12 protein-coding genes are annotated in these 12156 nt (G+C 35.0%); 4 read left to right on the top strand and 8 right to left on the bottom strand.

Going from position 1 to position 12156, the window contains the following annotated elements; translation table 11 throughout:
- Positions 1 to 84: 84 nt before the first annotated feature.
- A complete protein-coding gene (locus HCAN_RS06830) occupies positions 85 to 1785 on the bottom strand; it encodes a cation:proton antiporter domain-containing protein (RefSeq protein WP_006656379.1) in 1701 nt (566 codons plus the stop codon).
- 206 nt (positions 1786 to 1991) lie between these two features.
- Here HCAN_RS06830 and HCAN_RS06825 point away from each other — a divergent pair, with 206 nt between their 5' ends.
- Positions 1992 to 2504 (top strand): flavodoxin, encoded by a 513-nt coding sequence (locus tag HCAN_RS06825; RefSeq protein ID WP_006656378.1) that lies wholly within the window; start codon positions 1992 to 1994, stop codon positions 2502 to 2504.
- 48 nt (positions 2505 to 2552) lie between these two features.
- On the opposite strand, the gene prfB is transcribed toward HCAN_RS06825, so the two are convergent.
- Positions 2553 to 3644 (bottom strand): peptide chain release factor 2, encoded by a 1092-nt coding sequence (prfB, locus tag HCAN_RS06820; RefSeq protein WP_006656377.1) that lies wholly within the window; start codon positions 3642 to 3644, stop codon positions 2553 to 2555.
- Between the two features lie 2 nt (positions 3645 to 3646).
- Positions 3647 to 4654 carry a tRNA 2-selenouridine(34) synthase MnmH gene (gene mnmH, locus HCAN_RS06815; protein WP_006656376.1) on the bottom strand — a complete coding sequence of 336 codons (1008 nt, stop codon included), beginning with the start codon at positions 4652 to 4654 and terminating at the stop codon, positions 3647 to 3649.
- A gap of 144 nt (positions 4655 to 4798) precedes the next feature.
- Between mnmH and HCAN_RS06810 the strand changes: the two genes are divergently transcribed.
- A complete protein-coding gene (locus HCAN_RS06810) occupies positions 4799 to 5146 on the top strand; it encodes a P-II family nitrogen regulator (RefSeq protein WP_006656375.1) in 348 nt (115 codons plus the stop codon).
- An 81-nt stretch (positions 5147 to 5227) separates the two neighbouring features.
- Positions 5228 to 6445, top strand: a complete 1218-nt coding sequence (locus HCAN_RS06805) for an ammonium transporter (protein WP_172617277.1) — start codon at positions 5228 to 5230, stop codon at positions 6443 to 6445.
- Here the strand turns inward: HCAN_RS06805 and HCAN_RS06800 are convergent.
- Genes HCAN_RS06800 through purM form a run of 5 tightly spaced genes read right to left on the bottom strand, consistent with a single transcriptional unit; the run spans position 6399 to position 10782 of the window.
- Positions 6399 to 7652, bottom strand: a complete 1254-nt coding sequence (locus tag HCAN_RS06800) for a tRNA nucleotidyltransferase/poly(A) polymerase-related protein (RefSeq protein WP_006656373.1) — start codon at positions 7650 to 7652, stop codon at positions 6399 to 6401. The genes HCAN_RS06805 and HCAN_RS06800 overlap by 47 nt on opposite strands.
- Positions 7630 to 8178 carry a ribosome hibernation-promoting factor, HPF/YfiA family gene (gene hpf, locus HCAN_RS06795; protein WP_006656372.1) on the bottom strand — a complete coding sequence of 183 codons (549 nt, stop codon included), beginning with the start codon at positions 8176 to 8178 and terminating at the stop codon, positions 7630 to 7632. Before hpf ends, HCAN_RS06800 begins: the two co-directional genes overlap by 23 nt.
- A 38-nt stretch (positions 8179 to 8216) precedes the next feature.
- Positions 8217 to 9005, bottom strand: a complete 789-nt coding sequence (locus tag HCAN_RS06790) for a shikimate dehydrogenase (RefSeq protein ID WP_006656371.1) — start codon at positions 9003 to 9005, stop codon at positions 8217 to 8219.
- 3 nt (positions 9006 to 9008) lie between these two features.
- Entirely contained in the window at positions 9009 to 9737 is a 729-nt protein-coding gene (locus HCAN_RS06785; protein ID WP_231232580.1) for an SH3 domain-containing protein, read from the bottom strand.
- A gap of 52 nt (positions 9738 to 9789) precedes the next feature.
- Positions 9790 to 10782 carry a phosphoribosylformylglycinamidine cyclo-ligase gene (gene purM / locus HCAN_RS06780; protein WP_006656946.1) on the bottom strand — a complete coding sequence of 331 codons (993 nt, stop codon included), beginning with the start codon at positions 10780 to 10782 and terminating at the stop codon, positions 9790 to 9792.
- A 159-nt stretch (positions 10783 to 10941) separates the two neighbouring features.
- On the opposite strand from purM, the gene trpB reads away from it, so the two are divergent.
- Positions 10942 to 12144 carry a tryptophan synthase subunit beta gene (trpB, locus tag HCAN_RS06775; protein ID WP_006656368.1) on the top strand — a complete coding sequence of 401 codons (1203 nt, stop codon included), beginning with the start codon at positions 10942 to 10944 and terminating at the stop codon, positions 12142 to 12144.
- Positions 12145 to 12156 lie beyond the last annotated feature (12 nt).

Genomic DNA, 12156 nt, shown 5'->3' with positions numbered 1-12156 from the left:
GTTTCTAGTTATGTAATGTAAATTTAAGTTTGATTTGAAATTCTGCTTAATTAAAAAAAATACCTTAAGGAATTTAAGATATTTTTAAATTTCTTTAGTGGATTCACCTTGTTTTTCTTCCTCTTCTTTAATGGCTTCAATGGCAAGATTTGAAAGGATTGTTGCAATTTCCATTGTGGAGTTGATGACACCATAAAGCCCCATTGCTTTGAGTTCTGATTCAAGTGCATTATCGCGTGTTTGGACAATGATTTTGGTGTATTTGGATAATGCTAGGATATGTCTGCAAGCTTTTTCAATCTCTACTGGTGATTCAATGCATAAAATCACTGCAGTAACCTTTTGAATCTCAACTTCTCTAAAAATCATTTTATCAGTGATGTTCCCATAAATGATTTTATCGCCTCGTATGATTCCTTTCTCTACCCTCTCATAATTTGAATCAATCCCAAAAACCTCTATATCGTAGTCTTTTAAGAAGTCAAATATTTTTTGTCCTACAAGTCCATAGCCGCAAATAAGAATGCGTTTTTTAGATTCTTTTTCCTCTTCTTGTTGTTCTTGCGTGTATGTAGTTGAAGTTTTTTGTGGAATCTTGATAGTTTTTAGGGCAAAAGCGGTGCATTTATCAAGATTATCAAGAATAAAAGGAGTGGCAATCATTGAGAAAATAACCATTAGCGTAAGGAATTGATGAATTTCAGTCGGAGTAATGGAAGCAAAAAATTCTGTTCCAAAAACATATTTTAAGATTCCACCATCTAGTTGTAAGTTTAGAATCTTGTGTTGGCTTGCAAGGAGGAAAATTGCAAAAGAGAATTCCCCAATTTGAGAAAGGGAGAGGGCAATTTTCATTGCGATTTTAGTCCCCCTAAAGAAACTCAAAAAAGCAAACATAATAAGAGTTTTTGCTAAAAGTGTGAGGAAAACTAAAAGAATAATAATAATGAAATATTTTGCTAAAAATATGACATCAACTTGCATTCCTATGGTGATAAAAAAGATTCCAAGCAAAAGATCGCGGAAATAAACTAAAACGGCAGCAACTTGGTATTTATAAGAAGTGCTTGAAATAATCATACCTGATAAAAACGCTCCAAGTGTCATTGAAAAACCAAAAGATTGGCTTAAAAAAGCAGAACCTAAAACAATCAAAAACACCGTTCCTACAAAGATCTCATCGGTTTTCATTTTAGCTGAAGAGCGTAAGATGATTTTGGCTAAGAATCTACCGGGCAATAAAAGTAAAAGCACAACAATAAAGGCTGAAATGCCTGTGGTTAGCAAAAGATCACTCATTGCTAGATCTTTGCTACTTAGGAGCTTAATCATCAAAAGGATAGGAATTACCGCTAAGTCTTGAAAGATTAGAATCCCTACAGATGCGATTCCATAAGAAGTTTTGGTTTGATTAACTTCATTAAGGTGTTTGAGAACAATCGCGGTTGAAGAAAGGCTAATCGCACTAGCAACAATAATAGAAGTATCAAAGTTAAATCCAAAAAGAGAATAGCAAATAAAAAAGAAAGTTAGAATGGAAAGTCCAATTTGCAAACCGCCAAACAAAAAAACTTCTTGCTTAATTGAAGACATTTTTTTGAAGCTAAAATCAAGTCCGATCATAAACATCAAAAAGACAATTCCCATTTCGGCTATTTCGCTTAAATCAGTGGAATCTTCAACTCTAAAGTTAAAAATATAGGCGGTTAAAACCCCAGTAACAATATAACCAATAATAGTGGGTATTTTGAGCTTGTTTAAAATAATCCCCGAAATGACTGCCATTGCAAAAACACAAACGATTACAAATAAAGTATCTATGGAATATCCCTTATTAAACAATTTTTTTGAATTATATACAAAGTTACAGGAAGTTACAAGATATTTGAAAGAAAATCTAGTTTTTATTAATAAGAAACATTATTATAATTATCTTTTAAGAATAATTATTCTAGACTCGCCGCATTTAAATTAAAAATTTGGAGAAAATTATGAGTAAAATCGGATTATTTTATGGAAGTGATGGCGGAAATACTCAAAGAGTTGCAGAAAAAATCGCTACAAATTTACGCGAAAAACATTCTAAAGAGGTAGAGGTTTTTGATGTAGCTAAAGCTTCTAAGGAAGATTTAAAAGGATTTACAAATCTAATTTTAGCGACACCAACTTATGGAAGCGGTGAGATTCAAAGTGATTGGGAAGAGTTTTTAACTGCTTTAAGTCCATCAGATTTTGAAGGCAAAGTAGTTGCACTTGTAGGGCTTGGGGATCAAGACACTTATAGCGATACTTTTAGTAATGGAGTTTTTGAGATTTATAATCAAGTTTCTAAAACTGCAAAAATAATTGGTAAAACTAGCACACAAGGTTATGAATATGAAGAATCAAATTCGGCTATAGAGGGCGAATTTATAGGATTGATTTTAGATGAGGATAATCAAGAAGATTTAACCGATGCAAGAATAGAGAAGTGGTGCGATTCTATCGCAAAAGAATTTATCTAATCTAGAGACTAAAACTTAATCTCTAGATTGCAAAATAATTGGTGTGTCTTATTTGGAATTAATGTGGATAAGCACACCTTCTAAGATAGAATCAATATCTCCATCTAAGATAGCTTCAACATTACTATAAGCGATATTGGAGCGTAGATCTTTGACTTGTTGGTAGGGTGCTAAAACATAAGATCGGATTTGATGTCCCCAGCCAATCTCACTTTTATCATCATTTGCAATTTGCTCATTGCGTTTTTGCTGTTCTAGTTCATAGAGTTTAGATTTTAGCATTTTTAGGGCAGTGGCTTTATTTTTGTGCTGACTTCTATCATTTTGACATTGCACGACAATTCCTGTTGGAATATGGGTAATACGAATGGCAGATTCGGTTTTATTGATATGTTGTCCGCCCGCTCCACTTGCTCTATAAGTATCAATTCGTAAATCTTTTTCCTCAATTTCAATGGAAATGTTATCATCAATTTCGGGCGTTACCTGCACAGAGGCAAAGCTTGTGTGGCGTTTGGCATTAGAATCAAAAGGTGAGATTCGAACAAGCCTGTGAATCCCATTTTCAACTTTCGTGTAACCATAAGCATTTTCACCTTTAATGATAAAACTTGCATCTTTGATTCCTGCTTCATCGCCTTCTTGGTAGTCCAAAAGTTCCACTTTAAATCCGCATCTCTCCGCCCACCTTAAATACATTCGATAAAGCATACTTGCCCAATCTTGCGATTCTGTTCCACCTGCTCCAGGTGTTATAGTAAAGATTGCATTATTAGAATCAAGTTCTCCGCTAAGCATAACTTCAATTTCTGCTTTTTTGATTTGCTCTTCTAGCATTGGCGCTTCGTTAAAAAGCTCATTAAGTGTTTCTTCATCATCGCTTGAGAGTTCAAAAAGCTCTTTGGCATCACTAAGGGCTAGACTTGCCTCTTTGTATTTTTCAAGCTGTCTTAGGCAGCGTTTTTTTTCTTTTTGGTATTCTCCAGCTTTCTTAGAATCTTCCCAAAATTCTTTTTGTTGCTCTAAAGATTCAATTTCTTCAATCCTTGATTGTAATTGGCTAGGCTGCATAATTTTTTCAATATTTTGTCGCTTGATTTCTAGCTCTTTAAGTAATTCGCCATATTCATAACTATCCAAAATTATTCCTTTATTTTATAAAATTCTTCTGCAAAAGCTTTGATTTCTGCAATGGCTTGGGTAGTGCTTTGATAATGCACTACTTGATGAAAAGATTCTTTTTTATAGACTTTGTCATAATATTCTACCAGCAAAATTTCTGCAACTTTTTCTAATTGATTGGCAAAAAAGGCATCATAGGCTTCTTGCCAAAATTGCTTTTTCATAAAGGGAGCAATTTTTTGCATCGAATCTTTGAAAAATTTTTCTGAAATTTTACCATATTGTGCGATGATTCTTTTGATTCTTTGCTCTAAGGGTGAAAGGATAAGAATCTTGGGTGCTTTTTGGTAGGCATTATAGAGTGGAGTGGGCAAAATAAGATTGCCAAGCTTCTTGCTTTCTCCCTCAACAAGCACAAAAGGAGCATTTTGTAATTCTCTTAATCTTGTAAAAATTAGATTTTGAAACATTTTAACGCTAGGTTGATTCCCGCAAATTTGACCAAAACTTGAGCCAAGGTGTTTAGCGATTTGTTCAATATCTAAGGAGTGATGAAAAGCACTAATAATCTCACTTTTACCACTGCCTGTAGGTCCAATGAGGGTTAAGAATCGGTGTGTGGGGGCTTGATCTAGGCTTTGAGTTATGAACTTACGATAGGATTTATAGCCTCCCTCTAGCACCAAAACGCGATATCCAATGTGTTGCAAAATAAGGGCAAAAGAGTGGCTACGCATTCCACCTCTAGCACAATAGATTCCAAAAGGAATAGCAGGAGTGATTTTTTCTTTAAGCTTTAAGAGATGAGTGGAGATATTTTGACAAATCAAACTTGCTCCAAGAATCTTAGCTCCAAAGGCATCTTGCCTATAAAGTGTGCCAACTCTTTCAAATTCATCATTTTGTAAAACAGGAAAATTAATGGCAGTTGGAATGTGAGAAAGTTCATATTCTCTAGGAGATCGGACATCAAGAATCAAAGGAAGATTTTGATCTAAAAAATTTTGAATTTCAATATCTTTTTGCACAAATTATTCCTTGGGTAAAATTAAAAAGTATTGTAGCAGAAAAAATTTATAATTATTTTCTTAAAAATATAATTTAGTTATTAAAATTAAGTTAAGTTTTAAGTTAGTATAATTCCGACTTGAATTTCAAAAAAAGGAATGTCAATGGAGAAAATTTACAAAGTTGAAATTATAACGCGTTCTGAAAAGCTCAATGTGCTTAAAGATACTTTGTCTGCAAAGGGCATTAAAGGAATGACAGTGAGTAATGTAATGGGTGCTGGGAACCAAAAAGGAAAAACAGAAGTGTATCGTGGGAATGAAATGCGTATTGATTTGCTTCCAAAGATTCGGATTGAAATCTTGAGTAAAGAAAGTATGGTTGATGAAATTATACAAGTAGCCAAAGAATGTCTTAATACAGGTAATGTTGGGGATGGAAAGATTATTATTTATCCTGTGAGTAATGTAATTAGGATTCGCACTAATCAAGAAGGGACAGATGCAATTTAATAAAGAAAAGGGTGTTAGATGATGAAAAAAATTATACTAATGTTAGGGTTAGCGGTTTTTGGGTTTGCTTCAGAGAATGTGATTTTATCTGTAGATACTTTGTTTTTGATTGCTTGTAGTGGGCTTGTTTTGTTAATGACTCCTGCTTTGGGTATGTTTTATGCTGGAATGGTTAATCGTAATAATGTTTTAAGCACAACAATTAATAGTGTTATTTTGTATGCTTTAATTGCATTGCAGTGGATTATTATAGGTTATACTTTAGCTTTTGGCGATGATATTGGATTGTTGATTGGGAATTTGAATCATATTTTTTTAGTGGGCATTGATGGGCAAAGTGTAGGCAATGTTAGTGAAAATTTATTTATGTTCTTCCAAATGCTTTTTGCGGTAATTGGTGCGGCTATTATTACAGGATCTTTGGCTGAAAGAATGCATTTTGGTGCCCTTTTGATTTTTATTTTGTGCTGGAGCACTTTGGCTTATGATGTTTTAGCACACTGGGTTTGGGGCGGAGGTTGGCTTATGGAGATTGGCTCTTTAGACTTTGCAGGGGGTGGAGTAGTGCATATCGCTGCTGGAGTAGCTGGACTTGTGGGCTGTATTATGCTTGGTAAGAGAAAATATGCACAAGGAATTATGCCTCATAATTTACCTCTTTCTTTCATTGGAGCTGTTTTTCTTTGGATGGGATGGCTTGGATTTAATACAGGAAGTGCTTTGAGTGTAAATTCTGTTGCGGTGAATGCATTTTTGACAACTAATTTTTCTGTGGTTGGTGCAATGCTTTCGTGGATGTTGGTAGAATGGATTAAATATGGCAAACCTACTTTATTGGGAAGTATTACAGGAATTGTGGCAGGACTTGTAGCTATCACACCATCAGCTGGATTTGTTACGCCTTTTGCAGCAGTTTTGATAGGATTTATAGCATCGCCTATTTGTTTTTTTGCTATTAGTTATTTAAAATCCAAATTTGGATATGATGATACTTTAGATGCTTTTGGTTTGCATGGAGTTGGTGGAATATGGGGCGGAATCGCAACTGGGCTTTTTGCGACAAGTTCTGTGAATGGAATCATCAAGGAAGATGCTGCTGGAGAAGGGTTGTTTTATAGTGGTGATGTTAGTTTGCTAGTTGTGCAGATTGTAGCGGTTTTGGCTTGTTTTGTGTTATCAGGAGTTGTGAGTTATGTAATCTTAAAAATTATTGCCCTTTTTAATCCTCTTAGGGTAGAAGAATCTCAAGAGATTAATGGTTTGGATCAGGCTTTGCACGGAGAGATTGCTTATCGCTAAGAGTGCTTAAAAAGCTTGAAATAAGGTTAATTTTGGCTTTTTGGATATGATCTTTGATTTGATTCCCATTGGGTTTTGATTTTTGAGATTGTATCCATTCTTTGGGAGAGTAAGAGTTGATTTGACTAAAGAGTTCAATGATCTTTTTACTCTCAAGTGTGGTATATTGAGCTTGACTAATGCATCTTTTGTAATCGGCTTCAAAGAATCTAATTTGATCAAGCAAGAGGGTTTTATCGCCTTTGAAACTATGAAAAAAATCAAGTATTTTAGAAGGGTGCATAGCAAAGAGATGAGTAATTTTAATATGATTGCCAATTAAAATCAGCATTTTTTTTTGGATTGTTTTTGGGATTTGCATATCAATAAGAGATTCTACTTTTTTTGGATTATCATATTCATTAGGGTTTTTAGAGTTTCTATAAGTGTATGGTTTTGCAATATTGTGATAAAGAGCTGTCAATTTAAGAAGTAAAGAATCATTATCAAGGCGTTTTAAAACTTCCATTGTATGGACAAAAACAGAGGATTCTAAGTGATTGGGATTGTATTCTTTTAGTATGGTGAGTGCATAGATGGAGGGAAAGATTTCCTTTAAAACACCAAGCTCAAAGAGAGTTTCAAAAAATAAATGGCTATTTTTCTGGCTTAAAACTTGTTTGATTTCTTCAAATACACGATTGGGTTCTAGCGTTTTTAATTCTTCTTTCATTGAATGGACTAAAACTTTGGTGCTTGGGTGAATCTTCCAGTGAATGCCAAGTTTTGCTTTAAATCTTGCAAGTCTTAAGATTCTTAATGGATCTTCGCAAAAAGCAGGTGAAGTGTGGCGTAAAATCTTATTTTGTAAATCTTTTTTGCCATTAAAGGGATCAATAAGAGTGTTTGAATTTAAGTCTAATGCCATAGCATTAATGCTTAAATCACGCCTTTTTAAATCTTCTAGCAATGTGACATTATCGGTTTTATAACTAAAACCATTGTAACCTTTTGTAGTCTTGGTTTCTTTTCTAGCAAGAGCAATTTGCGTGTGAGAATCAATAAGGAAAACGGGAAAATTTTTGCCTACTTTTTGGTAGCGTTGAAAATCATTTTCGCTAAATCCAACTGCTACATAATCTTTGTCCTTGGTGGGAAGCCCTAAGAGATAATCTCTAATCGCACCACCTACAAGATAAATTTTTTTAGTAAAGCCCGTATTTTCCATCAATTCGTTTGTAAATCACACGCATTTTAGAATCTTTATCATTAAAAACAAAGAATTGCTGTGAGCTACTTTTGAGCCTTTCTAAGGCATCTTCAATGTCTAAAGGTTTGTGTAAATCTAAATCCATTGGCACAATTTCATCTTCTTGATTTGAAGCTTTGGCTTCGTTTCTTAGGATTTCTATTGCTGTGATCTCTTCACTTGGTGTAGCTTGTTTATGATTGATTTTATCGTGGTAGCGACGCAAAACTTTGTGCATACGCGAAAATGCTAGATCAGCAGCTGTGTAGAGATCTTTATCTTTTTGACTAATGACAATAGTATTTGTTTTGGCGATAGATAGAGTAATATCGATTGTATAAGAACGCTTTTTCTTTTCTTTCCCCTTTTTTTCTTGATAGGAAATAACAATGCGTGTGCTTAAAATATTGAGATTATATTTTTCTAAGCTTTCACTAAGGCGAAAAATGTAGTTTTTAATCGAATCGGTTAATTCAAAATGCCGCGAAGTAATAGTTGTATTCATTATATCTCCTTTGTTTTTATTGTAGCATAAAAACTTTTTTATAGGGCATTTTGCATACTGCTAATGAGGTTATTTTTATGATAAGTGATTCCAAGAGAATCCATAAAAATTTCAAAAGCAAGGATAGCTTGGTTAATGAGCATCATTTTTCCATCTTGTGTGGGAATGTGTAGATTCTTAGCAAGATTTAAAAAAGGAGTTTGGATTCCATAGATTAAATCAAAGGCAAGTTTAGAATCTTCTAAGAGGGCTTTTAATTTGGATTCTTCAAGAGGCAGGGAATTTTGGATTAATCCAGAGGGTGTAGTGTTGATAATAATATCATAAGATTCTTGTTTAAAGAAATTGTCATAAGTGGAGCATTGAAATCCTAAGGCAATAAAAGATTCAAGTCTTTCTTTGGAACGATTGAGAATAGTTGTGGTTATTCCTTTGTCCTTTAAGATGCAGGCTACCGCTTTTGCAGATCCTCCAGCACCAAGAATGAGAGCATTTTTGAATTGGAATTTTTCAATACATTGATAGAAGCCAAGTGCATCGGTATTGTAACCCAAAAGTTTATTTTCTTTAAAAACCAGTGTATTAACCGCTTGGATTTGTTTGGCGATTCCAAAAACTTCATCGCAGTGTGAAAATGCGGTTTCTTTGTAAGGTATGGTAACATTAGCACCTTTAAGTTTTAGTGAGGTTAGGGTAGAAAAATTCTCTGAGTTATCTAGGCAATAGCGTCCATAGTAACCTTTGATTCCAAGAGTTCTAAAAGCGGAGTTATGCAAAAGTGGTGAAAGAGAGTGAGTAATAGGATTTCCAATAACGGCAAATTGCATAGATTAAATCTCTTTAAGAAATCTTCTCATTACCCAACCGCTTTTATTAGAAGTGGGGTTAATATCTTGGATTTTTACCCATTCTCCAGCACTCTCTAAAACTTCAACACTATCTTCAGGTGTGAGAACGCCTAGAACCTTTGCTTGTGTGCTTGGCATTTGACGAATATTAAGCCGTGGAGCTAATGAAGTAAAAAATTGAGGTAAATCAATCTTGATCACTTCCGTGTCTTGAGAAATAACTTTTTGAGGTAGGGTTTGTGTGTAGGTCTTTACAACCCAACCCAATGCTTTGCTATTTTGACTTGCTCCAATTAAAAACCATTCGCCATTATCTTCTAAAACAATGGCTTGAATATAAGGTGTAAGTTTGCCAATAATAGCAGAATTGACATTGGGTTCTTGACGAATATTAAGTGAGGGAACTTTAGAAGTAATTATTTTTTTATTTTCTACTTTAATCTCCACTTTTTCTTCTATCTTATTTTCTACTAATGTTGGTGTATTGGGTTGTGGAGTTTCTAGCTTTGGATCTTGTATAGGCTCGGGGGTAGTTGGTGATTCTTTTGGGGTTTCACTCTGCATAAGTTCTGCTTCGGTAATAGGTTTTGTTGTTTTTAGATCTTGCTTTTTTAAAATTTCAAAAATAGAATAATAAATAGCAAACACTAACAAAAGCACAAAAATGGGAAGCGGATAAATTTTAAAAAAACGCTTTATGTTAGCTAACATAATATCAGCCTTTTTATAGAAAGTTCTTAACATTATAGCATAAAGACGCATTTTAGACAAATTTTATTTCGTGATTACCTTTTGTGAGTTCTCCTAGAATGTATCCTTGGGATTCTTTTGCAACAAAATCTGCATCTTCTTGAGAGCAAACAAAAATCATACCGACACCCATATTAAAGGTGCGGTATTTATCTGTTTCTTCGGTGTATTTTGTTAGTAAATCAAAAATAGGTAAAGTTTTGATTTGGTTTTCTTTGATGAGGGCATCAAGGTTATTAGGAAGGCATCTTGGAAGATTTTCAATGATTCCGCCTCCTGTAATGTGTGCTAAGGCTTTGATTTTATTTTGGAGTTTTTTGAAAGTTTTAACATAGATTTTAGTGGGCGTTAGCAAGGTTTGAATAAGAGGTTTGCCATCAAAATTAGCTTCCAAATCAATTTTATTTTGGCTTAGAATCTTTCGCACTAATGAATATCCATTTGAGTGGATTCCGCTACTTGGAAGCGCAATTAATACATCTCCCGCCTTGGCTTGATTTTCTCTTTGAACGATTTCTTTCTCTCCAATTCCAACAGCAAATCCTGCAAGGTCAAAATCTTTTCCTTCATACATTCCAGGCATTTCAGCAGTTTCTCCACCAATTAAGGCGCATTCAGCTTCCAAGCAACCTTGAGTGATACCTTTAATCACTTCTAAAGCCTTATTTTTATCAAGTTTTCCTGTAGCGTAGTAGTCTAAGAAAAATAAAGGAGTAGCAAAATTACAGATAAGATCATTCACGCACATTGCTACTAAGTCAATCCCCACGCTATCTAAGATTCCATAATCAATTGCTAGGCGAAGCTTTGTCCCAACGCCATCAGTGGCGGCTAGAATCACAGGTTCTTTATATCCACTAGGAAGTGCATAAGCTCCACTAAAAGAACCAATTCCGCCTAAAACATTAGCATTAAAAGTTGATTTGACAAGCCCTTTTAGGCTTTCTACTAATGCGTTGCCCTCTGCAATATCTACGCCCGAATCTTTATAATTAAATTTTTGCATTAAAATTTCCAAAATAATAAAATTGAATATAAAATGATACAAAAAAGTAACTTAAGAGTTTTTTGTAAGGTTAATTTTGCTTTGAATGAATAATCTTTGGCAAAATTTAATTTGCCTAAGGTATAATTATCTAAAAATGCAAATATTTAAGGATGAAAAATGCAAGCACCCTATCTCAAACAATTTCCTGATGAAAATGGATTTTTTGGCAAATTTGGTGGAAGTTTTGTGCCAGAGCCTATTGCTAAGGCTATGGAAGAGATTAATCAAGCCTATAATCTTATCGCGCAAAATAGCGATTTTATCGCAGAGCTTCGCAAGATTCGTAAACACTTTCAAGGGCGCCCTACACCAATTTATTTTGCACATAATTTAACCAAAGAATATGGCGGTGCGGGAATCTATCTCAAGCGAGAGGATTTAAATCACACCGGCGCTCACAAGCTTAATCATTGTATGGGCGAGGCACTTTTGGCAAAATTTATGGGCAAAAAGAAGCTCATAGCAGAAACTGGAGCAGGGCAACATGGCGTGGCTTTGGCTACTGCTGCAGCGTATTTTGGGCTAGAGTGTGAGATTCATATGGGTGAGATGGATATAGCAAAAGAACACCCAAATGTCGTGCGTATGAAGATTTTGGGGGCTAAGGTTGTGAGCGTAAGTCGTGGAGCCAAAACGCTTAAAGAAGCCGTAGATTCAGCCTTTGAAGCATATTTGAGTGATCCAAAAAACACGATGTATGCCATTGGTTCTGTGGTAGGTCCTCACCCATTTCCTAAAATGGTGCGTGATTTTCAAGCGATTGTGGGTATTGAATCTAAAGAGCAATTTTTGGAGATGACAGGGGAATTACCAGATATTGTGTGTGCGTGTGTGGGTGGCGGAAGCAATGCTATGGGAATTTTTAGTGGTTTTATTGATGATGCCATAGATCTTGTGGGTGTGGAGCCACTAGGGCGTGGCAGTGCGCTTGGAGAGCATGCAGCAAGTCTAAGCTATGGAAGTGAGGGTGTGATGCACGGATTTAATAGCATAATGCTTAAAGATTCTCATGGAGAACCAGCACCGGTATATAGTGTGGCAAGTGGGCTTGATTACCCAAGTGTGGGACCAGAACACGCGTATTTGCATAGTATCGGACGCACAAAGATTGCAGCTATTAGTGATAAGGAAGCCATTAGTGCGTTTTTTGCGTTGAGTAAAAAAGAGGGCATTATCCCTGCTATTGAATCTAGTCATGCTCTAGCCTATGCGCTAAAGATTGCACCAGAATTAAAGGGTAAAAAAATTCTTGTGAATCTTAGTGGTAGAGGGGATAAGGATATCGATTTTGTGGTAGAAAAATATGGCTATGGCGAGTGAAGTGTTTTGTTG

This window comes from Helicobacter canadensis MIT 98-5491, assembly GCF_000162575.1.
GTDB classification, from domain to species: Bacteria; Campylobacterota; Campylobacteria; order Campylobacterales; family Helicobacteraceae; genus Helicobacter_D; species Helicobacter_D canadensis.
This window is presented reverse-complemented; position numbering and strand designations above follow the sequence as displayed.

What these genes read in the sequence shown, in the direction of transcription:
- HCAN_RS06830 (WP_006656379.1), bottom strand. Translation starts at nt 1,785, where the DNA reads ATGGCAGTCATTTCGGGGATTATTTTAAACAAGCTCAAAATACCCACT.
- HCAN_RS06825 (WP_006656378.1), top strand. Translation starts at nt 1,992, where the DNA reads ATGAGTAAAATCGGATTATTTTATGGAAGTGATGGCGGAAATACTCAA.
- HCAN_RS06810 (WP_006656375.1), top strand. Translation starts at nt 4,799, where the DNA reads ATGGAGAAAATTTACAAAGTTGAAATTATAACGCGTTCTGAAAAGCTC.
- HCAN_RS06800 (WP_006656373.1), bottom strand. Translation starts at nt 7,652, where the DNA reads ATGGAAAATACGGGCTTTACTAAAAAAATTTATCTTGTAGGTGGTGCG.
- hpf (WP_006656372.1), bottom strand. Translation starts at nt 8,178, where the DNA reads ATGAATACAACTATTACTTCGCGGCATTTTGAATTAACCGATTCGATT.
- HCAN_RS06790 (WP_006656371.1), bottom strand. Translation starts at nt 9,005, where the DNA reads ATGCAATTTGCCGTTATTGGAAATCCTATTACTCACTCTCTTTCACCA.
- HCAN_RS06785 (WP_231232580.1), bottom strand. Translation starts at nt 9,737, where the DNA reads ATGTTAGCTAACATAAAGCGTTTTTTTAAAATTTATCCGCTTCCCATT.
- purM (WP_006656946.1), bottom strand. Translation starts at nt 10,782, where the DNA reads ATGCAAAAATTTAATTATAAAGATTCGGGCGTAGATATTGCAGAGGGC.
- trpB (WP_006656368.1), top strand. Translation starts at nt 10,942, where the DNA reads ATGCAAGCACCCTATCTCAAACAATTTCCTGATGAAAATGGATTTTTT.